The organism is Pseudoalteromonas sp. SG43-7, from assembly GCF_014164295.1.
GTDB lineage: Bacteria > Pseudomonadota > Gammaproteobacteria > Enterobacterales > Alteromonadaceae > Pseudoalteromonas > Pseudoalteromonas rhizosphaerae.
In genome coordinates this window covers 1-25,886 of sequence record NZ_JACJEY010000034.1, presented here as the reverse complement: position 1 = coordinate 25,886, position 25,886 = coordinate 1, and the positions used below count along the sequence as shown (strand labels likewise).

Genomic DNA, 25,886 nt, shown 5'->3' with positions numbered 1-25,886 from the left:
ATGATTTAATAATTCATCAGCCGCTAGTAATAAAGGATGTATATGCACGCCGAAAATTCACTTTCTAACAGTAAAAATATACTCATTAATCTTACTGATCAAAATAGTAGCGATGCTAATTTAAATTACCTATTAACGCACTTTTGTGGCACAAAAATAACCTGCACAGCTGATATTACCTGCGTTAATGATGCGCAAAGAATATATGTTATTGGCGATCTTGCAAAACTTGATAGTTGTTTTAATGAGCATGTTGAGCTGTTAGTTATTAAAGAATTTTCTCTTAATATTGAGCCTATAAGTAATGCCACACTAACAACCATTAGCCATGGGCAAGTGCCGTTAAACATTCATAATGCAGGGATTTACTACCGTAAACTGTTTAGTGATAAGAGTGACTATTTTTCAAAAATAAAAACCGAACATGACTTTCAACAATTAACTGAATCAAATAAGCCATCAACAGCGCTACGTAAAGGCATATACATCAGTAAGGTGACTCAAACTCATGCGAACAGTGACGACGAGCAACTGCATTTTCATTTATTACGCTGCTCTAGCAATTTAACTGGGGCTACAGATAACTTACGTGAAACCGACCATCACGTTGTTAATGTTGTGAATGAGGCAGCTAAATATGATTTTACGCAGCCCACAGATCTTAATCATGTATTGGCGCAGATTTATGAAAATAAAGCCAAAGATGAAAATAACCCAAAAGATGTTAAAGCTAAAATAAAAGCCCACTCAGATAAAACCAAAGATATGCCAAAAGCGGGGCTAATTGCTTTTTGTACATTTTACGAAAACAGTAAATTTGCTGAGCTAACACCACCAAAAACCGACACATTCGATTGGTGTTATAAAAAATCAAGCGCCCTAAATCGCTTGATTTTTAAACTTAAGCCTTCAGTTACTGATGAATCATTAGTAAAAGAATTTACCGTGACTTTATACCCTAACTCGGTGTTTATTATTCCGCTGTCAACTAATCGCTTATATACCCATGAAATACGCCCTTCGGTATTAAACATAGATAAAATTCCTATTAGAATGGGCTATGTAATACGCTGCTCTAATTTAGAAGCGGTTTATACAAACGATAAAACCTTCATAAAAGAAAATGATGAACTCATTGAAATGAAAAATATCAATGACGAAAACATGCTTGATTTAAGAGATGCTTACTACCAAGAAAACAAATACCAAAGCCACGTTGATTACGGCACAGTGCATTTTAGTATGAACTCTGGCGATTATAAAAAGCCGATATTATGACATTCCCGTTTTATAAAATAACCCTCCCTTGTGATGAGCACTTATTTGCTCATTTACAAGCGCATACCCAATTAGAAAATATAACGAAAGGCCGGCTTGGTAACACGCTGATTGAAAAAACCAGTGCGGGTATTCCCCTTGTTAGAACCACCAGCCAGTACCAAAACCCAGCTCAAGCGTTTTTAACCTGCCACCAGCAAATTGTTGAGCATATAAATAAAGCGCTTAAACAACATGCATTACCAGAGACTGACTTTAACAATGCGTTGGCCGAAGTGTATGATGCCAGCTACAGCACCATGAAATATCACAGTGATCAGTGCTTAGACATTAAAAAACCTTCATGTATTGCGCTATTTTCGTGTTACGAAAACCCCGATTTATTGACTGATAAGCATATTAGAACTTTGCGCGTTAAACATAAAAATAGTGACGAGCAATTTGACATACCGCTCACACATAACAGCGTGGTGTTATTTTCAACCGATACCAATACGCAGTATCACCATAAAATTATATTGCAAAAAACGCCCAGTTTTAAAAAGGGTGAAATAGATAATAAATGGTTTGGCCTAACATTTAGAGAGTCAAAAACCTTTATCAAATTTAAAAACGGCCAACCCTATTTAAACAACGGCCAGCGGCTTACTTTCGCAACAGAATCTGAACAAAAACAATACTATAAGCTCAGAGGAGAAGAAAACAAAAGCCTTGAGTTTAACTACCCACCCATTAACTACACATTAAGTGCTGCCGATTTACTTGAGCCTTAAATATATTATTGAAAGTCGGTATGCCACTGGCTGCACTTACACCTGCGCCAGTGATATATAATATCGTCATAAATAATCCTGTTTACTTGCAAAGTTCACCACTCGTTATTGCAGCGTTTAGAACCCTGTTGATTTCTAGCCAGTAAGTTAATTTGTGTAATTGCGCGCTCCATTTTTATGCGTGCTGAGCTATTAGCTGAGTGAACGGCTATTGCTGGTGGTACAAAGCCATCAATAAACACTGCCCGCTCAATCCAAAGTAAAACATCATAGCCAGTGCCTTTATTATCATTTCCTAAATCATGATCGAGGCTGAGCTGCTTTACTTTACCGGTCTTCAAAAGTTTAATCACTTCATCGGGCCAATAGGCTCGTAACCAACCGGCTGGAGTTTCCCTCTCATCATCTAAATATACGTTCATAGATTTATACCACTTAAAAAAGTATTCAGACTCTGAAAACAACAGCTAACAACCCTTTAAGTACAAATAGTGAATAACCGTTATTTCCCGGAGGGCGGCGGGGCTTGATTACGAATAAATGCGGGTATATCAAAAATATCTGAAGCTTGAGGTTTATAGATTACAGCATCTGGCTTTTTTAGTTCACTATTAGGCGCTTTATCATTAGGTTCAACAAGCATCTTCGCGCTTGCGCCCGTTGCTATGATCAACAGTTCGTAATTAGTTACTAAGCTCTCAATTTTAGACACACCACAGATCACTAACGCATTAGGGCTAACTTGCTGGCGAACCGTGTCGGTGATGAGATTATAACTACCCAGTGAAATCTCATCTTTACAGTTTACTTGCACAATAACGCCGGTACTTGATGACATATCAACTTGGTTAACCAGCGGATTATTAAGCGCCCCATCAAGCGCGTTTGCAAGTTCATCTTCAAGATCGCACTTGCCTACACCTAATACGGCATCGCCTTGGCAATCCATAATTTTAGCAAAGTCGTTTAAATCAACGTTAATCAAACCTTGATAACACAGCATATCGATTAACGATTTTATTAATGAATGCAATATTTGGTTGCTGTGTTTAAAGGCATCAAACAAGCCAACATCATTACCTAACACTTCAATAAGTTGATCATTAGGTAACGTGATCACCGCATTAGCATACTCTTTTAAGGTATTCAGCCCTGCTTGCGCTATGTTGCTTCTAAACTGCCCCTCACTGCTAAAAGGCAATGTCGCTACAAATATCACTGGTTTATTTTGCTCACGCGCAAGCTGCGCTATAAATGGGCTTGCGCCAGTGCCGGTGCCACCACCAAGCCCTGTTGCACACAATAAAATATCGCAGCTATTTATTAATACTAACAGTTGCTCTTTACTCTCTTGAGCAGCCTGCAGGCCAACCTCAGGATCGGCCCCAGCGCCATAACCATGAGTTAACTCAGCACCGATAAGCACGGCATCATCACTTTGTGTATGTTCGAGCACCACTTTATCGGTATTAACACTAAATAACTTAGCCTGCTTACTCTCTCGCTGCTCATAAATACTATTTAACGTATTACAGCCGCAGCCACCAATACCAAATACACCAATAGATAAACCATCTTGCTGCTCAATTAATTGAAACATAACCACTCCTTTCATCTTTAAAAGAAGCATAGCAAACAGGTGCGTCAATTTTTGACGCACCCAGACTAGCTAAGGTCATTAGAGGTAGTTTGTAGTAGCAGCTTTAAGCTTTGTAATGATTCTTTTTCGGATACGCTCAGGTTTTATGACCTCGAGCCAATGAGCACATTTAAATAGCTCATCGTTTAGTTGCTCGGTATCAATAGTTTGGTAGGTGAGTAATACGCTTTTATCATTAATATGTTGTTTGTCAGTCAGCTCGCCAAGTTCAATAAAACCTTGGTTTACCGCCGAGTGGCTGGGCACTTTAACAATTAACTCAATAGCTGATTGCGTCATGCCTTTGTTAATAGCACTGCGTAACGATTTTAATTGCTCAGTAGTTGGCTCACGTCGTGTTTTTTGCAGTACCTGCACATTACGAATACGGTAAACCGGCATTTGGTAGCATTTATCGTGAAGTTGCCCCACCATAAACTGCACCATTAAAACACCGCCTTGCTCAACTAAGTTATGAAAACTCAATTCAGTAAATTTTAACCAGTGCGCCTCATCATAAAGCACCCTATAAAGCTCTGCACTCACAGCACGTTTGTGTTTAATGGCATGTTCAATTTGCTTAACCAACTGAGTATCAATATTTACTTTTAAAGAAGGTTTTGGCAAGGTTGAAATCCAGTCAGGTAAATGCCCATTAAAACGTTTAAGCGCTTGCTCAGCTTTAGTATGCACAGAGCGTTTCACATCGCTCGGTACAGATTGCGGTAGTAATTGCTCCAGCAACAAGTAATGTTCAGCCACTTCGCTGCTCATTACTTTTGCGTTGCCACCTCGCCACTGCGCATTAATAGACCAACCATAGGGTTTGGTACGTATATCTTTTTCAAGCCCAAAGCAACCTTGCTCGTATAGTGATTGCAGGTCTCGTTGAAGCATGCGGGTTGAAATCTCCAACCCACGTTCAAGCAGTTTTTGCTGCAGCTGTTGGGTCGTGATAGAGCTTGGCGCTATTGGCACAAGCTCTAAAATGGATAAATGACGGTGTGAATTCATTAATGTATCTGATCACTTTTTAGGTAGGTAACTATAACCTTGTTGCATAGCTGGTATTGGCTTACCATCAGAATTTATCAGCATACGCCCTCGCAGATAATGTTCTTTATGAGCTTGCCCTATAAACTCCCACTTATTAGGTTTTCCTTTATAAACTCTGGTAGACAATGTAGAGCCAGCTTCAAACCAAGCCTCTATTGTATAAACTTGAACTACCACCCCATCAACTACTGCTAAGGCAAGATTGTACTTGTTATTTTTTCTAGTTTCCTCAGATACACCGTACCAAAATTGACGTGTCATATCGTAGATTTCAGGCTCACTTAATGTCGGTGAATATGTCTGATTTATATAAAACAAAATACACTTTTCTTTAATACTATCAACTAAAAGAGGTTTTGAAGAATGTAATCTTTCGATATCATCCACACTAGAGCGACCCTTTTCTATGCCGTGCCCCCTGACTGCATTTGTCAAATTCTCCAAACCTATCGTATCAATAATCGCAGCTTCAACTTCAAATGCAGTGCTTTCATCTAAACCATATCTTAAAATTTCAACTCTAGGCTCTTCACCCGCAGCTCTTATATCTGAAATGCGGCCGCTCTTATCTGTTTCTTTTCCAATCTCTTTTAAATGATCAAATGCTCTATTATTTTTAGACGCTTTACCTATGTAGAAAATTTCATTATTACTAGGGTCAATTAAGCAGTATACATAACATCCCAAACTTTCTTTTGCTAATTTTGAAAACTTCATACTTAACTCTCAATATATTAAACTTAGTTCATTACATCATAAGCTCTTAAATTTTCATACAAAACCTATTTTTCGCTTATCACCTTCTTTTAGATCGTTTTGTTCTTGTAAAATCGATAACATTCGCTCTTGAGTCATTCGTTTTTTTGAAAACCTCATTTGCCTTTTTACAATCGCAAAGTCACCTGGTGTTAACTTCGACAGTTTGAATAGCTTATGCATTAGGTCCTTCTTTAACACCCCTTGGCCCAATGTATCTTTAAATAATTGCTTAGCTTGAACCGAAGTTAAGTAGGTTAAATTTAAATTAAAATCAAATCGCCTCATTACCGCTTTATCTAAGTTTTTAGCAAAGTTAGTCGCAGCAAAAAGTGGGAGTTGAAATTGCTCCATCTGGCATAATAATTCATTAACTGTTTGTACCTCCCAATTTGCCGTTGCTTGTTCACGGCTACACAACAAGCTATCAGCTTCATCAATAAATATTGCACTTCCTTCTTGTGTAGCTTGTTTAAATAGTTGAGCAATGTTTTGCTCATTTTCGCCAACCCACTTGCTTAGTAAGTCAGATGCTTTGATCGAAATAAGTTTAAAGTCAGCTTTTTCGCATAAATAATTCACAAAGGCTGTTTTACCTGTGCCTGGCGGGCCAGTTAGCAATGTACGTGAACTTGAATACTCTATTACAGCCTCTTCCACCTGTTCGAGTGATGCATACTCAGACTCTACGTTTACCATTTGTGGATTAAACTTTTGCGCTGCTTGATAAGTTAATTCATATGTTGAAAAGCCGCATGCAGTTAAGGTGTCTTGAATATTCTCTTCAATACATTCACGTGCTTCTTGAGCTTTAAACCCACATAACCTCGCTACATGTACTGCTTTAGCAATATGAGCTGGCAGCAAATTCTTTTGAGCAGCTAACTGACTTATAAAGCTGTTACCAACACTCAAGCCTTTAACATATTTGCCGATCATTTTTTCTTTAGTTGCTTTGTTTAGCTCAGGAATTTCGTAAACAATATTAAATCGTCTAATAACGCTCTGTGGTAAATCCTCTAAATGGTTGGTGATCCAAATACTCACTACCGGATGATTTTCAATGTAAGTATGAAGTAGCTCTTTTGAGAAGCTTTTAGAGAATAAATCACGCTCAAAAATGTTTTCACACTCATCCAATAACAATATTGTTTTTTTACGCTTACCTACCAACTTACTCACCACATTAAAGTGCTCTAAACGCAGCTCAGAGCTTGCGCTTCGACTATCGAGCTCGTTAGTTGGGTTTATTAAGTTGCTACCTTTAGCTTGCACCTTAAGCAACTGCGAGTCACACGCTTGCGCTAAATATTTCGCCAATGAAGTTTTACCCGAACCTGGCACACCATAAAATAAAATACTCAATGGTTGCCCACCGGTCTTAGTCGCATTTTGTGTAGCTTTTAGTAAAGTATTTAAATCTAAGTGCGATAAATCAGCAGCGCTAAGTTCAGAAGCTTCACAGGCAGTGACCAAGTTAGATAAAATATCACTTTCACTATTTAACTTACCCTCGAGCAGGCTTTTAGCAATTGCGTTTGGTAATATTAAAAACTCATCTTCCCCAGCAAATATCTCCATATCCATTGAATACATGCCAGATTCAATAATTAACCCAATTTGCTTGTTAAGCAGTGCCTCATCAATACTAAGCACGTAAGCTATTTTTTCTAAAATAACGCTCGCGTAATCGTCACGTAAGTATTCAACAAGTTCGCGCAATGGTTTACTGAGCGTCATACAGCACGAAAAAATAACTAAAGGAGTAACCACTTTTGGCAGTGAAAACGCTTTACAAAATATATACACATTTTTTTGTATCGTTTTTGACATTGTGTTGATTGCTAAATGATCTATTCGCGTGATCAAATCATCAACATCTAAGCCCTGTAAATTTGTATAGCTGAAACCAGAAATGCTACATAAAGCCTTTTTAAATAGCTTATCTTGCCAAAGCTCTTCTGTGTCGAACTCTTCTAATAATTCAGTGGTAAAGTGTGCCACAATACGTTTTAATTGAGGGGTTGTGTTCATGCTATGTACCTAGTTGTTTGTAATCAATGGATACATAGTAGCAAGGTGAAATATTTTTAGATCACGTAAGAAAAGCAAACACAAAACGGCATAAGCCATTGAACTTAAAGTAAATAAAAAAGGTTTTTCTTTTTTTATTTAGAAAAACAAACGTAAAAAAATAAGTGTTTGTTTTATAATGAATATTATAGCAATATACAGACTATAACGTTGAAATGGACTTTATATGGAAGAAGTTAATTTAAAACCAGGCTCGGTAGATAACCCTATTGTTTTAAAGAATAAGCATCAAAATACTAAGCTCACTCAAAAGCATCTAAAAAATAGTAAAATCTATATACATAGACCACTACTGCAAAAATATACTAAAAATAACAATGGTGAGAAAGGGTTTTCTTTTGACAAGGCTCCCGATAGTTTTGAATCTTTTACCAATAACGTGATTTCAAATCCCAATTTGAAACCTATTGATATTAAAGTAGCTTTAGGATTATTTAATATCTTAGATCAAATCAGTGCAGGTGAAGGAGTTGTTTTTATTTGCAGTACAAATGAACTTGTATATCAATATTATGGTGAAGATAATTTAGAGGTTCACTTTACATATATGCACACCGCCGATATTGAACTGACTCCGCTTCATGAACTCATATCAAAAAAGCTCAACTCAAAAATTAGTAACGACAGCTTAAACAAGGTTTTAATTAGACTTGATAGCTTTCACTATATAAATGTCACGCCCATTACTTACCAAAATTCGGAACTTGGTATCAACGATAAATCATTAAAAAAAGGAAAAGCATATCTAAAATTTATAGAGATTAACGATATGATGAACTCTAAATGCTTAGAAAAAATTTGGATTTAGGGAAGCATTCAAACTTTATTTAGCACTACATAAACTTGACTCCCACTAATAAAGAAAACTCTAAGCTCTGTAAATAAAACAGATACCTCAGTAGTGTTTCTAATCTAATACTTGTCGAAAATAACGACATGATAGATACAAAAAATTTAACTAACATTTGGACCAGATGTTTTTTAGGTACTTATAATTAGCTAAAACGCGCAATTTAATAAATTTACATTTTTACAAACACCGATAATTTTTAGGGAAATAAAATGATACTCATAAAAGCAGGAACTAGGTTTGACATCGATGAGGTGGCGCATTATGTATACTTACTCATCAGAAGCCGTCTTAACGACGATGTAATAATAAATGAAGTCGAATTTAAAAAAGTAATTTATCAAATCCAAGCATCAATTGGCGACTTTGATTTATGGAGTTTAGTAAATGGGAGGTTTAGGTTTGGTGTACATAAATACCCTGTAGCTGGAAAGCTTTGTAAAAAGAATAAAGGCGCAGGTGTTTTCACTTTAAAAATAACAAATAAAAAAGCAGCTATTTACATTGCTGGAGACGACAAGGTTAAAAAAGTAGTTCATGAAGAAATGGATTTAGATGGCGAGTCTAAACATCAGATAGAGTTAACAGGTAATATAAATACAAGTCATGCTATTAGTTTCATAAAACAAGCAGTAAATACAGATAAAGTGCAATCACGCTTAATTACTTTTGACAATACAAACCCAACCGATATTTTTTATAGCTACCTTTCTCTTGATACTATATCTTTGCAAGAGATAGAAACACTTGAGGATAGAGACACAAACGATAAGATTCGCCTAGTTTATGTCCGAGTAGGTCAAGGCCCGTTTAGAAAACAACTTTTAAGTATTTATGGTGAAACTTGTTTTATGTCAGGAAAATGTCCTGCGGAATCACTGCAAGCTGCTCATATAATTCCACATGCTGATACTAACCATAAAGGTAACTTTGAAAATGAGAACGGCCTGCTTTTGCGTTCTGATTTGCATAAGCTTTTTGACGATGGTTTGATTAAAATTAATGATAATTTTGTGGTTAAGGTAAGTAATAAACTTAAAGATTATGACTTGTACTACGAGTTAAATGGTAAACAGTTAGCGCAAAAAAACAACTTAATTAACTTTGATAAACTAAAACAAAATTTGGTCTCTCGAAATACTTTGTCCAAATCAAAATTAGATAAAGCACTTGGTAAATAAAGTTTAATATGTAACAACCTTACGCAACTGCCTATGATTAGCACAATTGATTAGGGCTTCATATAGAAAGTTGCTAAGGTTATAGCTATCCCCAAATTTATATACTACGGAGTTATAACCTCTAATTCACAGGCTATCTTAATCTGCTCTATATGCTTGTTGTTCAGTTCTATTTCCCTGTCAATACGCTCTATTTCATTTTGTAGATTACGTTTTTCTGAGCCTAGTTCAGCATGGGATAGCTTCATTTCGAATGGTATTTTTTCTACTTTTAAAGATTGTACTTTATCTTTATAAGCTTTCGTTCGCTCCCTAACTAGCTCATATATTTTATTTTCAGCTTCTAGACTTTTATTAAATTCACTTAGACCTTCAGTAACACTATCTAAAAAGTTACTTGTGCCTACTAGTGCCTGAGTAGCCGCAGATTTACTATCATTATAAAGCTTTTGTACCTCAGGCTTTGGTTTAGTACACTTCATAATCAGACCTGAAATAACTAAAATTGGTAGAGCTATGTACGTTAGATAAACCCCTACATAAGTAACAGTAAATAGTGTTACCAAATAAAGTGCTAATGTAAGCCAAAAAACAAAGCTTGCTTTCGAATGCATATCATTTAATCCTTTAAAAGTTAATGATTTTATCTAATTCGACGCTGAAAATTCTCAAAGTTATTTAAGGCGTCGAATGCAGTAAATATAGTCCAACCATGTCTTATTAATATATTAGAATTACTCATATTAATAAGCACAGCTACTTTTCGTCTTGGCCAGCAAAGATCGATTGAAACAAATGTTTCTTTATCTTGAATAACAATACCTAGTTCAGCACCTGGTAACCTAGTCGACTCACATTTTTGCAGAAGGCCATCTAATGCTGTATCCGCACACTCTCGCAGATTATCGTAATTAAACACGTCAAACTTATGTTGCTCACGTCTTAGCTGGTTTATTTTAAGAATATCTGAGTTGCTTACATATATATGGTCATGATGTGGCTGCTTTTTATGGCAATCTGCACAAAGTACTCTCAAATTATCTCGCTCATTATCTGCTTTATTTCCATTGATATGATGTGTATGTAAGAGCCTTTTTTCAGATTTAAGATCAACACCGCATTGCTCACATGAGTAATTTAAATCGCTTCTTAACTTAGCTGAAATTGATGGCCAATCTGACGTATAACCACTTGTGCTTTTTCTACTGTTAACAGGTAAACTTTTAAAGTAGGAGCTATAAACTTCGAAAAATTGTTCAAACGAAAAACTATTAAATACTTGGTTTTTAACTTGAGGACTTTGAGTAGAGTAACCCTTGTAATTAAGAATTTTTAAGCAGTTTTTGCATACACCTAAATCAGCCTCCCCCTCTGTATTAGGCCCCCCTCTGTAGCTTGAGCCAAACACAGGAAAAAAGCCATCGACGCGATTAATTACATCATAGCGTTTAAACCGGCCTGTTTCTCGCATCAACTCAAGAGTTGAGCACTCTGCCACATGGATACGTCGTCCTAATTTACCATTAGACAAAACGGCTTCAATATCATCGCCTTGATCTGGTATATACAGCATAACTTGATGGCCGTCATAATTTAGTACACCATTTGACCCATCAATTTCGTCTAACTGTATATCTTTGCCTAATATCATCCCTTGATTAAGATGACTGCCAATGCTTTCGAGTTCAGAAGCATCACTGGTAATAGTAAAGTCAGTTACTACTTGCCCTAAGGGTGCTACCGCTCTATGTAACGCACTAAAATCCACAGTTAGCTTCATTACTGCGCCTCCAGTATCCGTTTTATTTGAATATCAGCATTGGTAATCGCCCTAAAGGATACACGCCTTGACCTGGCAGCATCTTCCACACCATTATCTTTTATCAAACGTGATGATGAAAAACCAACTGCAGCAATATTAGCTTTAATCCACTCAGACTCATTAGGCATAAGTGCATAACCATACTCTAATACAGAACGTGTTCGCCCCTGAGATAATCGCATATTATAAAAGTATGCTTCAGCCTCTGTAGAACCCCTTAAACCAACACTTGAAGTATGACCCTCAATACGAATTTCATCTAAAGAGTCCCTAAACGGGGCAAGCACGTTGATATATCGAGGGAAAAAGTCGTTTAATATTTCTTTATATGCGTCACTTAATCTAGTTTCATTATTAGCAAATAAAACATCTGGAGATTGAAAGTTGAACGCTAACGTTTCTTTGTCTATTGTTGCTCCCCACTTATCAAGGTCTCTTTCAAATTCACTTTCTAGAGCTTCATATATAGCAACTTGGTTTTGTTGGTAAGCAACAGCAACATCTTTAATCTTGTCGTTTTCTTTTTGAGTTATCATCATAAAAACAATAGCTATAAACAAGAATACAACCATTAAACCAGCCATCAAATCTGATACCGTTAACCAATGATCACCACTATCTTGTGAAGTGTTTTGAGAGCCAAATATCTTTTCCATTACATTACTCGCTGGCTTACAACTTCATTCATCGCTTTAGTTAGCTTAATATAATCATCTACAAATTTACCGCTTACCTGTGCAAGAGCTTTACCCATTTCATTCATAACACGGTTTATTTCTTGCTGCATCGCAGTATCAATAAGTTTTAGTTGTGAGTCTACGGCTTCACCAGTCATACCAACCTGCTTTTTAACCTCATTTTCCATTGCGTCAAAAGTACGTTTAGCTTGATTAATTTGCTGTGTAGCAGCATCGTCCATAACTTCATTAAGGCGTTGCTGAAGTTTTTCAGCTGACTTAACTACAGTGTCACGTACTTGTTCTGTATCTGTAACTAAGTTTTGATTAGCCTGCTTCATAGTTGAAGTAATATCTTTAGCGTCATCGACCAATTTTTCAATCATGTCTCGCATATTGTTATTAAGATCGGTCACTGTATCTTGTAAGTGCTGCTTAATTACTTCAGTTTGCGACTGTAAATGATCAGACGTTGTCTTTAAGCTCTCGTTAGTTCGAGCTGTATTATCTGTAAACTCATTACCTGCAGTTTGGATTTCTTTACCAATCTTGTCTGAGCTTTCAATCAAACGCTCACCAACACTATTAATGCCTTTCTCTGTTTCATGGGCAAACTTGTCTAATAAAACATTAGATGTCTGAACGTGATTTTTTATGTAATCGTCTGATTGTGTAAGAAGGGTTTTATAATGGTCACTCGCTGTTGTTACAGCTGCCGATATATCGTTTACTGTAGCTTCAACTTGTTTTTGAATTTGCGGGACGGCTTCAACAGCTTTATCGCGCATATCTTTAAAGGCCTCTAGATGGCGTTCAAGCTCAGCTAATTGATGTTGATTAACTTCCATAACACCTTTTAATTCACCCATAGATTGAGGAATTATTTGGCTTTGCTCACTAATATGAGCAACAGATGATTCAGTAGCAGAAATAGAAGCAACACCATGAGCGTATTGGTCACTCATTTCTTTAAGCTGAACTTTATAGTTTTCTTGCCATTCAACTAATTTAATTACCGCTTCATTTAATTGTTTAAAGTTATCACCAAACTGCTCTGTTAAGTTGTTATTAAAGTCACTAATCACCTGTTTTAGCGCTTCAATAACTTGCTCTGTAGCTGACTTTGATAAAGTATCTGCAAAGTCTTGTAGTTTAAGCCATAGCTTTTCACTAAACGCCTCAAAGTTCTCTTGTTGTTTTACAGCTTGTTCTTGGGCAATATTTATCGATGTTTTTGCATTATCATTAATATCACCACGTAATATTTTTAATTGCCCAAACAGTGTTGACTCTTCATTACCAACAATCGCCTCTTTTAAAACTTTTGTTTCTGCAACCTGCGCTTGCATAGCACCTAATATCGCCTCAGGTGTTGCATGAGAAATGCTATCTTCTAGTTGCTTAGGTTTTAAAAATGAAAACGTAGACAGTGTTTTAAACACTAAAGATAAAAATATACCCGCTAAACTTGTAATAAATGCCGTTTTTAAACCCGCTAGCAACAACGGAATACTGGCTTCTATATCACTTTGGTTAAATTCCAATAAACCAAGAACTATACCTAAAAAAGTACCAAAAATACCCATAGTAGTTAATAGTGTTGGAACAAACTGAACAAACTCAATTTGTTTAGCTTTTTTGGTGTAAAACAAACCTAAACCAAAAACAAAAAGCATTAAAATTAAAACAACACCACTAACAACGCTTGTATCAAAACCGCGTAGTAAACTTTCTAGTATATTCATATGATTTATCTTTTGTACTCTCGTAATTAAATAGACAACCACTTTGAAACCTCAAAGCAGAAAACACGCAATAATGGCGAGGAAAAAAATTATAAAGAGGTATAAAATTAACAGTGGGGATATGGTATTACTGCTCGGCCTTTATCCATAAGATCTTTAAGTTCCCTTTCGCCATCCAAAACTAAAATAAAGCAATACTTTAGTCGTTGCGAGATAGTATATAAATCAACTGTGATAAGCAAAAAAATAATGATAAACAACTAAAAAAGCAGGTTATATGACCAAGTTTTAAGCTTAAATTCATTAACTTTTACTATCAAGCCAATATTGACCATTAATTATCAGCCGGGTTATTAAGTAACTCGACTTATCGCTGTAGCTCATATTTTTATTACGGATAAAACCTCTAACATGGCCGATTCATGGTTTTCTAAATTTGTTCGACCTAGTCCCACGGGGCCCCAGTCATCGTAACTCATCATAATCGCTTGCTTTAAACTCTCGGCACGATTGTTCTCACGATAGAAGGACTTTTTATCCTGAGGAGAGTAATTGCTGAGCCTCGAGTTACTACTTGGCGAAATTAAACATAAATTTCCAAAGCGATCGACATCCTCCATTTTGCTTGCGCCTGATGGATCGGTTTGCGGGAAGTAATGCTCAACAGAGGTTCTAAAACTAAACTGGAAATCATCAAAGTGGTTTCCAAGCTCTTTTTTACCTTTACCATCAAATGTTTCATCATCTGATAAACGCTTCCACAAAAGGTAATCCAACCGATTAAACACAAAGTTCTGAACACCCGTTCCTTGATGTAATACTCCTGGACTCTCTTCACTAAACGCTAAACATTGACCGCCGGTGATTTCTTCAAAATAGCGATCGCTTAAGTGCTCAAGCTCAGTTAAGTACACCTCTCCATCAATGCTTAAACCCGTATCCTCTGTAGTATTCCTATTCAAAATACTTAGCGCATCATTTAACCAGCGCTTATAAACTAAGGCTGGGTTTGATACATGGAACATTGCTAATATCATGCGCAGCTTTTCGTTTAGTGAGTCTTGGTTTTTACCAAAAGAGATATTATAGCTAGGGCTTGTGCTCGTACCGCTCGAATTAGCTATTAGAGTTTGTAGACTCCACTTACGTTTTTCATTGTGTTGGTCTGGCTTAATTATGAAGCTATCAAATAGTATTCTGTACTTGAGCAGCTCATAAACAAAGGTTTTGGCTTCAACCTTCAAGTCATTGTCTTTACTGATAAACGCATTAAGTAATTTTTTATCATCAAGCGATACCCCCTTAATCTTAGGCATCAACTTTAGTACATGGAGTAAGAAATTTGAAAAGTCGATAACCGTACCAAAGCGCTCTTCTTTCTCGCGCTCTCCATCATCGGTATTTTCACTGGGTGTCTTGTTGTTGATAATTTCGCGTAGCGTCATTGCATCTTGTTTTTGTTGTTTACTCGTATGCTTTGCATGAATTGCATCAAAGCTTTTTGGCATTGTTTGCCAATTTTCACCAAATACTTCTTTACGCAAATCAGATTGAAAACCCATCTGGGTATAGCGCGACATATTCGAGCAAGCATCCCAGATGGTTGAAAAACAGTTTCTTTCATCATCATTGCTCAGTATAGCCATAAATTTTGCTTTTAATACTTCGTGTTTTTCTAGCTGCTCACCACGGTTATTCATGATCTCAAAGTAGTGATTAAGATCGGTTTGTGGTGGCACAACGACTTTCAATATAGTGACGTTATCTAACAGGTATTCGCAAAACTGCTTAATTTTAGCCTCTGTATCTAGCCCTTTGGTTTTGAAGTAACGCTGAATAATGTTAAACGCAGCATGAATGTTAGGCTCTTCAGCCTCGCCACTTGACTTACCTTTATAAATATCATCTAACGCTCTGGAAGATTTTGGGCGACTATCAAAAGTTAGGTTAATGTCTAACCCTGCTAGGTCACTCCCATCCAATACTTTTCGATGTTTTAGATACGCCAATAAAATAGAGAGCGTGGTATGCCTTTGCTGCCCATCAATAGTCTCGTACACCACATTTGATTGCTGTGAATGAGTTGTGCGCTGATACACAACAAGACTACCCAGGTAATATTTTACTTGTTTTACGCTAACAGTTTCACCTGGCTGAGTAATAAGCCCTGCGGCATCACTAATATCTTGAATAAGCTGCTCAATTTCAGGTGCCCCCCAAGCGTAATTTCGCTGGTAAATGGGAATGACATATTGGGTTTTGCTGTCGAAAAGCCCTCTAACGGATAACTGCTCTACTTGGTTCGGATCAATCATTGATACTTCCCGATGACATTGCTTCAATAGATGCCTGCACGTTTTTAGCGTTGTTGAACTTAGGCTCTTTAATATAAGGTGGCTGAAAGTTCAACACCTGTTGAGGGTGAACGGCTTTGCGAATTACTCTAAATAACCCACTACCGCTTTTAGCATGGTTATCAACTGACTCCATACCAATGCGTTGTAATTCAAGGCGTAAATAATATGCCCAGCGATAGCAAATCTGCGCCGCTTTTTCTAACTCCACATCACCAAACTTGTCGTAGTAATACATCACGGTACACAAAAATAAATTACGCACATAACTATCCCCTTTACGGTGACTGCCACTGTACCGAGTGTAATTATTAATGAATGAAGCTAGCTTCGCCTCCTTGCCAACAAACAAACTTGTATGAATTGCCATATAGTGCTGAATGTATTCAAAAAAACGCTTACCGTTGATCACCACCTGATCCACTTGAAATGGATAACCTTTGGTTTGCTTGTCCCATTTTCGCGCAGGATCGCCATTAAAGGTTTCAACTGCGTAATCCAGTCCCAGCATGGCATCCACATAAGCGTATTGCGTACTATCTAAGTTAATCCCTTTGAACACATCAATGTTATGACGACTAAACGTAATGCCATAATCACCGTCAATCCATCGGCGCATACGGAACAAAAACTCCCCCATGATGGTGTGCAAATTGGCTGAATCATCATCAGGGTTAACGCCTTGCTCCCACAGGCTCACATGATGCAAGCGTTCTGTTTGTGTCGTAGCGTCCATCATTTCACGCAAGTGATATGCTTTGAGCAAATCGTGCGGCGCAAGTGCTTTACCACGTGCATTTTGAGAATCAAAAAACTGGAACGCTTCACTCAAATCATCTAACGTAACTAGAATAAGCTCACACTTGTTAAGCACAAAATTAAGTAATTCCTGCTTTTCGGTGGCAGTCAAACTTGTTACTCGTTCAGAAATGATCTGAGCATTATGTTTGAGATTTTTAATACTAACTGATGATTCAAACTTATGTTCAAGTAAAGTGGATGCAATAACTTTCTCAGCCCCATCAAGAATAGTGCAAAGCAGCGTTAAAGTGAGCAGCCGCTGCTGGCCATCAACGATGTTCAGTGTCTCTTTTTTATTCTCATTCACTGATTCTTTATCTTGATGCAATACCACAGTACCAAGGCGATAACACGACTTAGTACGGTAATTAAAAATGTCATCAATTAGCTGATTAACGTGCTTTGGTTGCCATTTATAGGGCCTTTGGTACTCAGGAATCGTGAGTTCCTGCTCTAACAACTGCGCAATAGTTTGAGGCTGATTAAAGACAATGGCCATCGTTACAACGCCTGTTCGACTATGGCGTCGGTGAGGTGAAGTTTAGTGGTTTGTGCGTCGGTTAAACGGGCTTTGAGTTGATCGCAGAGTGTCATTAGCTCAACGACTTTCGCGACGATGCGGTGCTGCTCTGCCGACGGAGGCAGTCCAAACTGGATACTTTCACAGTTCGTTTTGTTAAGATAAGCAATTGTTGTTGAAGTAGCCACACTTTCTAAAGCTTTGCTTTCAACTTTGATTACTAAGCTTAAGTACTCTGGTAGTAAACCTTTTAAAACTATAAAGGCATGTACTTGCTGGTTTGAAGTAACGGCCTCGAGGTTTATCGCCGTTAATCCAAATCGTCCAACACAACTCATTAAAACGCTACCTTCCGGTATGAGGCGAGCTGAGTATTGCTTCACTTCACTTTCTGATAAATTAAGCTCAACTTTTGAGCAATCTAAATATAAGCTCATATTTGGGAAAGCTGGTAAAGTAACCCAAGGAATATTTCCTGTAAATGACTTTGGTCTATCTCGATTAGGAACTATAGATGGACAAACTTCTCCAGTTTGAACGCAAACCCAACCCTTAGGGTAAGTTATGCTATCGTCTTTCGGTTTTAATTTTGAACTTTTTTGATATAGCTTGTCTTTAATCAGTTGGGCTTTTTCTGCTGCTATACGTTCTAGGAGTTTGGCGGCGGGTTCGTCGTTTGGGTTTTGTGGGACGAGTTTGCCCATTACTGCTAGTTGTAAAATGGTTTGTTTTAGCATGTCGATGCTGGCGGTGGTGGTGAATAGCGTGTCGAAGTGCTCGCTTAAACGCTGCCAGTTCTGTTGGAACTTTTCAGCGGTTTGTTCTGGTGTTACGGTTTGCTCTGGTGCTTTTAGTAAGGCCTCTAACAGCACTTCAACTAATGTTTGATGTGCCGTAATACTGTTTTCTGTTTGCGCCTCAAGCGCATCACACAAGCCCATTAACTCATCGACTTTAACTACTATACGGCTTTGTTCTTCTAGTGGGGGAATTGGTATAACCGTATTAGAAATTTTTCCCACATTTAAATTAGGTTGAGCCCCACCAGCAGCATGCTTTCTTAATTCTAAATACGCTTTTCTAAAAAATAGCTTTATAAAGTTCTTGTGTGGTGGTGAAGTATCGACAAGTCTTATCGCAGCACAAGCCTGATTTGTTCCGGCAGGCTCACTGAGCTCTGTTATTTGGCCCCTTGTTTTGCCCTGTCCATACATAGCAACAATTAATGTACCAATAGGATAAACAGAAACATTTGTTTCTCTTATAGCAAGTTGCGACACTTTCTCTTTTGTTGAACCAACAAAAAACCCCGAAGTTTCCCCGCTGGAAACCCAATTTATTTCTGCTGGTTCCCAGTACGCTGGATTGCTTCTAGAGGGTGTAGAGCCAGTACCAACAATCCCGAAAGTGCCTATCCTTTCTCTTTCCCACCCACTAGGTATATCAAACGATTTTTCTTCATCACTAATTTCTGGCAGTGCTTTTGGCTTTTTGATTTTTTTATCTTTAATCAATTGCGCCTTTTCAGCGGCTATTCGCTCAAGCAGTACTGAGGCCGGTTCGTCGTTTGGATCTTGTGGCACTAATTTGCCACGTACTGCGAGTTCTAAAATAAGCTCACGCAGTTTTTTAATGCCATAAAGTGAAAGCTTTTTAGATGAACCGCGCCCTGATGACGACTTTTGCTCTATGGCAGTAGTCCAAATATCAAGGTGTTCTGTTATTAACTGCTCTGCGCCTGTGCTTAGTGCTTTTGACTCAGCCATTACTTGCCCTCAGCATCTTTAGACAGTGCTTCTGATAATATGCCTTTAAGCTGGTCACGCAAGGCTTGTATGTCGGCTTGTTGCTTCGAATAATCGGCTAGTAGCTCTTGCGGGTCGTGGCTGATTACCTCGCCTACGTGCGGATTTTTAATGTCTAGGTTGTAATTACGAGCAATAATATCGTCGATTGATACCTTCCAGGCTTGCTCGGTCTCAGTACGGCTTGCAAAGCCGTCTGCCTCGCTGCCCCACCATTCGAGCTCCGTTTTGAACTCTTCAAACTTCATTGGTTTGGTTTTGTTATAATTTTTTACGCCCTCTGGGTAAGGGTGCTCGTAAAACCACACGTCTTTTGTTCGTGTGCCTTTGGTAAAAAATAGGATGTTGGTTTTAATGCTTGTGTACGGGTTAAACACACCATTGGGTAAGCGTACTATGGTATGTAAGTTACATTCCTCTACCAATAGCTTTTTAATTTTGGTTTTTACGCCTTCACCAAATAAGGTGCCGTCGGGTAATACCACTGCGGCTCTCCCCTTCGTTGCTAGCACTTCAATAATGAGTTGCAAGAACAAATCAGCTGTTTCGCGAGTTTGCATGTCACTTGGAAAGTTTTTTTCTATGCCGTCTTCTTCGGTGCCGCCAAATGGAGGGTTGGTGATGATGACATCTACTTGGTCGTCCCAGCTTGAAAGTGGTTTATTTAGGGTATTGCCGTGTTTAACTTGTACGGGTACCTCAATGCCATGCAGCATCATGTTGGTAGTACACAGTAAGTGCGGGAGTTGTTTTTTCTCTACGCCGTGTATTTGCTTTTGCAGTATTTGATGGTCGTCGCCCGACTTAACATAGTTTGCTTTTACGTGGTCGAACGCACACGCTAAAAAACCACCTGTACCACAAGCGGGGTCCATAATAGACTCGCCCAGTTTTGGGTCGGTTACTGCTACTATAAATTTAGTAATTGCGCGCGGAGTGTAGAATTCGCCCGCGTTGCCTGCGCTTTGTAAATCTTTTAATATTTGCTCGTACAGGTCGCCAAATAAGTGGCGCTCTTTTGAGTCGGTAAAGTCTATTTCGTTTAGTTTGTTGATCACCTGACGCAGTAGCGTGCCGTTTTTCATGTAGTTAAAGGCATCAGAAAATGCCTCTTTAACTACATAACCCCGAGGGTTTTTATCTATGGGTGCAGTGAGGTTTTTAAGTTCAAAAAATAGCTTGTCATTTACAAACTCTAATAGCTCATCGCCCGTTATGCCTTCATTATCTGCCGCCCAATTGCGCCACAAGAATTGGCCTGGGATTGGCTCGCGATAATCGTCTAATTCAAGCTCCAGTTCTTCTTCTTGCGCGTCGAATACTTTTAAAAATAGTAACCACGACATTTGGCCAAGGCGTTGTGCGTCGCCATCGACACCGGCGTCTTTACGCATAATATCTTGAATAGACTTAATAGCTGAACTGATAGACATAGTATTCTCTTGTTTGATTACTTTAATAAACAGCGGCTAAAAGCGAGTATGAAAGCTGTTTAATTTAAATGGTTCAATGTTTGCTGTAGCTGATACATAGCAACAGCAAACTTAAATTTAGGCTGTTTTAGGTGCTGGCATATGGTAAATTTCGGCTTCAAGCTCTTTTAGTGCTTGCTCGTATTGCGCCTTACCGCCAAATCCATTTTTAATGATTTCTTTGGTATTACCTATATCAGTAAACGGCGCTACTTTTAACGCCTGTATAGATTCAATCTCTTGCACGCCTACATCGGCGTATTTTAACAGAAGGTTCTCGAGTACGGTGTGGGCGGTACCCGAATATTTAGTGAAATAGTTACGCTTTTGTACGTTATCTGCGCGCTCTTTTCGGGTAAGTGGTGGTTGGTCATAAACTACATGGCAGATCATATCAAATGGGTCCATATCTTTGCCTACTTCTTCCTCAAGCGCTGACCAAATAATCCCCTCTTGTGCAAGCTCATCGATAATTACTTGTTTACGGTCTGACTCGTTCCAGCGCTTTACAAAGTCATCCAGTGAGCTGAATTGTTTACTCATGGTTTTACGGGTGTAATCTATAAATGACTCGGTAACAAGTTTGCCGTCGGTATCGTAATACTGTACTCGCTCTGCGACTTTATTAACGGTAACACCGGACACGCGGTACTTAACCATTTTGGTTGTTTCATCGTCCCATTCGCCATACTCCCCATCAGAAAAGGTGCCATCGCCTTTAGGGTCATTTATGGTGTCGTTATTGGCACTGCTTTCATCGCCGGTTGATTGATCATCGAATACGCTATCAGGCTGCTCTTCGGCAGTTGTATCGTCTTGTGATTCAATATCAACGCCTTCGTTTTCAATGTCGGTTGGCGTTACCTTAATTACTTTTTCTGGCGTGCCATCAAAACGTTCATCGGCAAATAACTCAGTGGCTTTTTTAAAGTCGAGTATAGTAAACCAAAGCTTGCCGTAACGGTCGTCAATACGGGTACCACGACCAATGATTTGCTTAAACTTGGTCATTGATTGAATGTTTTGATCAAGCACCACTAGCTTACAGGTTTTTGCGTCTACCCCTGTGGTCATGAGCTCTGAGGTGGTGGCAATTACGGGGTATGGGCGTTTAGGGTTTATAAAGTTGTCGAGCTGGCCTTTGCCTAGTTCGTCGTCGCCGGTGATCTTCATCACGTATTTATCGTTTTTAGCCATTTGCTCTGGGTTTAGGTTAGCAATGGCACGTCGCATACGTTCGGCGTGGTCTATGTCGTTACAAAACACAATGGTTTTAGCCATAGGGTCGGTACGCTTTAAGTAGTTGGTAATGGTTTCGGCCACTAGTTGTGTGCGCTCGTCAATTACCATTGTGCGGTCAAAGTCTTTTTGGTTGTATATCCGGTCTTGTATTACTTCACCGTTGTTATCAACCTGGCCCTTAGTGGGTCGCCAGCCTTGTAGGTCCACATCAAGATCAACACGCACCACTTTGTAGGGTGCTAAAAAACCATCTTCTATACCCTCTTTAAGGGAATAGGTATAAGCAGGGTCACCAAAGTAATCGGTGTTTGACACTTCGTCGGTTTCTTTCGGTGTTGCGGTTAAACCGACCTGTGCTGCGCCTTTAAAATAAGTAAGTATTTCGCGCCACGCGCTATCTTCACTTGCGCTACCACGGTGGCACTCGTCAATAATAATAAGGTCGAAAAAATCAGGGTCTACTTGCTTAAATGCTTTTTGAGATTCTTCTGGCCCTGTTAGTGCTTGGTAAAGTGCTAGGTGTATTTCGTATGCGGGGTCGATTGTTCTTCCAGTAATTTTGGTCATTGACGTACCAAACGGCTGAAAGTCATTAATGCGAGTTTGATCAACCAATATGTTTCGGTCGGCTAAAAACAATATGCGTTTTTTTGCGCGTGATTTCCATAAACGCCAAATGATTTGAAACGCGGTATAGGTTTTACCGGTACCAGTTGCCATCACAAGGAGTACACGGTCTTTACCTGACGATATAGCCTCTACTGTTTTATTAATTGCTTGAAGCTGATAGTAACGCGGGTGTTTACCGCTACCATCATCGTAATAAGCTTGGTTAATTATAGGGAGTTGCGATTCGGTATAGCCTTTGTAGGCACAATACTTAGCCCAAAGCTCTTGAGGTGATGGAAAGTCTTCTAAGCGTATTTCGGTTTCAAGGTTATGCGCATCAGGCGTGCCGCTTTCGTTTTTAATTAAGGTGGTTTTATCATGGAATATAAAGCCATCACCGTTAGAGGCAAAAACAAAAGGCACATCAAGTAAATTGGCATAATCGAGCGCTTGTTGCATGCCCTTACCTACTTCGTGCTTATTAGCTTTAGCCTCAATGACAGCAAGTGGCATACTAGGTTTATGGTAAAGCACTATATCAGCCGATTTAACCGATTTACGTACACCGAGTTGTCCACGGACAATAACTTTGCCGTCGCGTAGCTTAACTTCTTGGCGTATTTGGGTAATGTCGTCCCACCCTGCTGTTTTAACTGCGGGTAGAATAAACTTACTGATTATATCGGTTTCGCTGAGCTTTCTTTTATCCATAACTTATACCATCCCTAATTACTACGCTATGAGTGCGCACAACTCGTTGATTCAACGCGTTTCATGCTATTTAGTGATGCTATATAAAATATGATGAATAAGCAAAAATAAAAGGTAAAACTAAAAAACGAGAGACACTGTCTCTCGTTTTTAATTTGAGGTTTACCTTTTTAGGTGCGCTGCAATTATTCATTGATTAAATATAATCACTTAACACTATGAATAAATGTATTTAGTTTCCGCAGCAGTTTTTATACTTTACATTAGAGCCGCACGAACAAGGTTTATTTCGTCCTAATTTAGTTGTTTTAATACAAGATTTTTGTGGCCCTATTTTTACTTTGGCATCTTTAATTTCGTCTAGCAATCCAGAAAATAGTTCACGTATTTTCAAGTACTTTTCATCAAGGTACAAAACTGCACCTAAGTTACCAGTTGCAATTGCTTGGCATAAGTAATTTTGAGCTAGTCCGTCATCTTTTTGGACTAACTCACCTCGGTGGTATAATTTGCCTAGTTCAAACATTGATTTATTGCAGCCTAGCATTACTGCTTTTTGAAAAGACGCAACGGCTTTATCACCATTAATTGAGCAAGCTTTGCCTGAAGAATATAAAACACCTAACCTTTGAAATAGAAAAACTGTATTCTCGGCTTTTTTATGGGTAAGGTATTTATGTGCGTTTTTATAGTCTTCACTTAAGTAATGGCACCAACCCAAATAGGCGTATGCAGCGTAAAAGCCTCTTTTTGCTAATACACTGAGTATTGTTGTTACCTCACTTAATTGTAACGTATCTACTTTATTGTTTAGGCATAAAAAAGCGTACTTGAACAGAACTTGATGACTCTCCTGAGCTATCGTTATTTGTTTATCATCAGAGCTAATAACATCGGTTATCGTTTTTTTTGAGCAAAGTTTAAAAGCACTTTTATAAGACTCAGCTGCAAAAGAATACATAGCCTGTGCGCGCACACTAAAAGACTTATCATCTAACGCTTGGCTTTCAAAAGCATCACCCATTTCTTCGTAGAAAACACCTAAACTTAAATACTCTTTATAATCACAAGAGATTAAGCAGTTAAACCACAAGTCTTTGTGCTCTTGGCCTCCCACATTTATTAACTCGTATTTAGGTATGCGCTCACCAAGCCCTAAGCTCAGGTAAGCACTTTCCAATAAGTCTAAGACTTTTGTTCTTGAGGCTAACGCCTTACTTAGTAATACCTCGTTACTTAACTCCTTATTATGAACTCCATCATTTGTTAAGTCTCTAACAACATGAAATAGCTCTCTATTAGCTCCATGAATTGCGTTGATATCTGCTAGTTCATTTATTTGCTCCCATAGGTTTTTATTAGTAAATTCATAGCTATGACGTTGCGCATATAGTAGACATAACGTCTCTAGTATCTTACGAAATTTAAACAAGCTAACATCAGGGCTTACGTTCATTAGTAATAGTGCATTTTTGTAGTCTGATGCTATGGACTCTTTAAACAAGGCTGCGAATTGTTCATCATTATTTATAGTGCTCATGCTAATGCTCCCTGTTTTAACGCGGCGTTATTTTGTTTATTTTTAAGCTGATACTCGCTATTACTAATGAGACTAATTGTATTATCCTTTTTATATCGGCTAGTAAACGTCTCCCAGTTTATTTCACAGACCTGTAATGCTTGCTCTACCCCTGCATCTAAAATTAAATCACCATAAACATACCCATTTTGATTTGAGCTATTTTGATAAAAACGCCCTTGAGGATTAATCATTAAATAAGAATTTGTCATTGCTTCGTTGTCTTCTGCCACCATGACTTCTTTTAATGAAGCATGGCGTTTTACAAACCCAGAAAACTGCTCATCAGAAACTAATAAGTTGTTATTTAAGACAGGAAGAACCTGAAAAACTTTCCATTTTTCGGGTTTTATTTCTGCTATTAGCTCCTCATATGATTCTTGAAAATTTAGGTTATTAACAACGGTGTTTACTTTTATTGTGATGGATGGGTTAACGTTACGAAGCTGTGTAACTGCTTTAATTAAATCGTGACTTCCAAAAGACTTACCCTTGCGATCTATTCGACCAATATCTTCACGTGCAGTTAAATATTGGCTGTCAAAACTGATCCCAATCATTGAAAACATAGCACCATAGTTGTCTATAAAAGAGTCAGTTAGATAATGGCCATTAGTAATTAGCGATAAATTAAAGCCTAGTGACTTTGTTTTTATAATTAACTGTGCAAAACGTTTTTTAAGAATTAACGGCTCGCCTCCTGCGAAATTGATACGTACACTTTTATAAGGGAAAACCGTTTTTACTTGGTTGGTATTATCGTCAAAAAAGTAACCGGCTAATTTTTCAAGCATTAACCTAAGGGATCCCCAAAAATAATTATTAAGTTTCAATTACATCACTCACATCCATATTTTTCCAATCGATTTGCACTACTACCTGTACGAAATAGGCTAGTCCTTCCAAATAATCTCGCCGTCGC

The 25,886-nt window shown here is 38.2% G+C and carries 20 protein-coding genes; 4 read left to right on the top strand and 16 right to left on the bottom strand.

The features are described 5' to 3' along the window. Positions 1-42: 42 nt before the first annotated feature. Together H5200_RS15225 and H5200_RS15220 are read left to right on the top strand one after the other, a co-directional pair. Positions 43-1,278, top strand: a complete 1,236-nt coding sequence (locus H5200_RS15225) for a hypothetical protein (RefSeq protein ID WP_182761777.1) — start codon at positions 43-45, stop codon at positions 1,276-1,278. Beyond that, a complete protein-coding gene (locus H5200_RS15220; RefSeq protein WP_182761776.1) occupies positions 1,275-2,051 on the top strand; it encodes an alpha-ketoglutarate-dependent dioxygenase AlkB in 777 nt (258 codons plus the stop codon). Before H5200_RS15225 ends, H5200_RS15220 begins: the two co-directional genes overlap by 4 nt. Positions 2,052-2,146: 95 nt before the next feature. Here H5200_RS15220 and H5200_RS15215 read toward each other — a convergent pair whose 3' ends face one another. The 5 genes from H5200_RS15215 to H5200_RS15195 all read right to left on the bottom strand — a co-directional run bounded on the left by H5200_RS15215 (position 2,147) and on the right by H5200_RS15195 (position 7,536). Continuing rightward, positions 2,147-2,473, bottom strand: a complete 327-nt coding sequence (locus H5200_RS15215; RefSeq protein ID WP_182761775.1) for a cyclic-phosphate processing receiver domain-containing protein — start codon at positions 2,471-2,473, stop codon at positions 2,147-2,149. Positions 2,474-2,553: 80 nt separating this feature from the next. Further along, positions 2,554-3,651 (bottom strand): cell division protein FtsZ, encoded by a 1,098-nt coding sequence (locus H5200_RS15210; RefSeq protein ID WP_182761774.1) that lies wholly within the window; start codon positions 3,649-3,651, stop codon positions 2,554-2,556. 78 nt (positions 3,652-3,729) lie between these two features. Further along, the gene (locus H5200_RS15205; protein ID WP_182761773.1) at positions 3,730-4,704 is read right to left on the bottom strand and encodes a YafY family protein; all 975 of its coding nucleotides are present in this window, start codon (positions 4,702-4,704) and stop codon (positions 3,730-3,732) included. Positions 4,705-4,716: 12 nt separating this feature from the next. Continuing rightward, positions 4,717-5,463, bottom strand: coding sequence for a GIY-YIG nuclease family protein (locus tag H5200_RS15200; protein WP_182719079.1), 747 nt, complete (start codon positions 5,461-5,463; stop codon positions 4,717-4,719). A 54-nt stretch (positions 5,464-5,517) separates the two neighbouring features. Further along, positions 5,518-7,536: an ATP-binding protein gene (locus tag H5200_RS15195; RefSeq protein ID WP_182761772.1), complete on the bottom strand. Its 2,019-nt coding sequence runs from the start codon at positions 7,534-7,536 to the stop codon at positions 5,518-5,520. Positions 7,537-7,762: 226 nt separating this feature from the next. Between H5200_RS15195 and H5200_RS15190 the strand changes: the two genes are divergently transcribed. Next, positions 7,763-8,404 (top strand): hypothetical protein, encoded by a 642-nt coding sequence (locus tag H5200_RS15190; RefSeq protein WP_182761771.1) that lies wholly within the window; start codon positions 7,763-7,765, stop codon positions 8,402-8,404. Between the two features lie 254 nt (positions 8,405-8,658). Beyond that, entirely contained in the window at positions 8,659-9,627 is a 969-nt protein-coding gene (locus H5200_RS15185) for an HNH endonuclease (protein WP_182761770.1), read from the top strand. A 104-nt stretch (positions 9,628-9,731) separates the two neighbouring features. Here H5200_RS15185 and H5200_RS15180 read toward each other — a convergent pair whose 3' ends face one another. The 11 genes from H5200_RS15180 to H5200_RS15130 all read right to left on the bottom strand — a co-directional run bounded on the left by H5200_RS15180 (position 9,732) and on the right by H5200_RS15130 (position 25,758). Next, positions 9,732-10,241: a hypothetical protein gene (locus H5200_RS15180; protein WP_182761769.1), complete on the bottom strand. Its 510-nt coding sequence runs from the start codon at positions 10,239-10,241 to the stop codon at positions 9,732-9,734. 29 nt (positions 10,242-10,270) lie between these two features. Next, positions 10,271-11,407 carry an HNH endonuclease gene (locus H5200_RS15175; RefSeq protein ID WP_182761768.1) on the bottom strand — a complete coding sequence of 379 codons (1,137 nt, stop codon included), beginning with the start codon at positions 11,405-11,407 and terminating at the stop codon, positions 10,271-10,273. Next, a complete protein-coding gene (locus tag H5200_RS15170; RefSeq protein WP_182761767.1) occupies positions 11,407-12,105 on the bottom strand; it encodes an OmpA family protein in 699 nt (232 codons plus the stop codon). Before H5200_RS15170 ends, H5200_RS15175 begins: the two co-directional genes overlap by 1 nt. Beyond that, positions 12,105-13,871: a MotA/TolQ/ExbB proton channel family protein gene (locus H5200_RS15165; RefSeq protein ID WP_182761766.1), complete on the bottom strand. Its 1,767-nt coding sequence runs from the start codon at positions 13,869-13,871 to the stop codon at positions 12,105-12,107. The genes H5200_RS15170 and H5200_RS15165 overlap by 1 nt, the downstream gene beginning before the upstream one ends. 380 nt (positions 13,872-14,251) lie before the next feature. Then, on the bottom strand, positions 14,252-16,186 hold the full coding sequence (locus H5200_RS15160) for a DUF262 domain-containing protein (RefSeq protein ID WP_182761765.1): 1,935 nt from the start codon (positions 16,184-16,186) through the stop codon (positions 14,252-14,254). Continuing rightward, positions 16,179-17,525 carry a DUF262 domain-containing protein gene (locus H5200_RS15155; RefSeq protein ID WP_182761764.1) on the bottom strand — a complete coding sequence of 449 codons (1,347 nt, stop codon included), beginning with the start codon at positions 17,523-17,525 and terminating at the stop codon, positions 16,179-16,181. Before H5200_RS15155 ends, H5200_RS15160 begins: the two co-directional genes overlap by 8 nt. A gap of 2 nt (positions 17,526-17,527) precedes the next feature. Further along, positions 17,528-19,312, bottom strand: coding sequence for a restriction endonuclease subunit S (locus tag H5200_RS15150; RefSeq protein ID WP_182761763.1), 1,785 nt, complete (start codon positions 19,310-19,312; stop codon positions 17,528-17,530). After that, the gene (locus H5200_RS15145; RefSeq protein WP_182761762.1) at positions 19,312-20,784 is read right to left on the bottom strand and encodes an N-6 DNA methylase; all 1,473 of its coding nucleotides are present in this window, start codon (positions 20,782-20,784) and stop codon (positions 19,312-19,314) included. Before H5200_RS15145 ends, H5200_RS15150 begins: the two co-directional genes overlap by 1 nt. A gap of 117 nt (positions 20,785-20,901) precedes the next feature. Further along, positions 20,902-23,385 carry an EcoAI/FtnUII family type I restriction enzme subunit R gene (hsdR, locus tag H5200_RS15140; RefSeq protein WP_182761761.1) on the bottom strand — a complete coding sequence of 828 codons (2,484 nt, stop codon included), beginning with the start codon at positions 23,383-23,385 and terminating at the stop codon, positions 20,902-20,904. A 232-nt stretch (positions 23,386-23,617) separates the two neighbouring features. Beyond that, entirely contained in the window at positions 23,618-24,925 is a 1,308-nt protein-coding gene (locus H5200_RS15135) for a DUF4145 domain-containing protein (protein WP_182761790.1), read from the bottom strand. Continuing rightward, positions 24,922-25,758: a viperin family antiviral radical SAM protein gene (locus H5200_RS15130; protein ID WP_182761760.1), complete on the bottom strand. Its 837-nt coding sequence runs from the start codon at positions 25,756-25,758 to the stop codon at positions 24,922-24,924. Before H5200_RS15130 ends, H5200_RS15135 begins: the two co-directional genes overlap by 4 nt. Positions 25,759-25,886 lie beyond the last annotated feature (128 nt).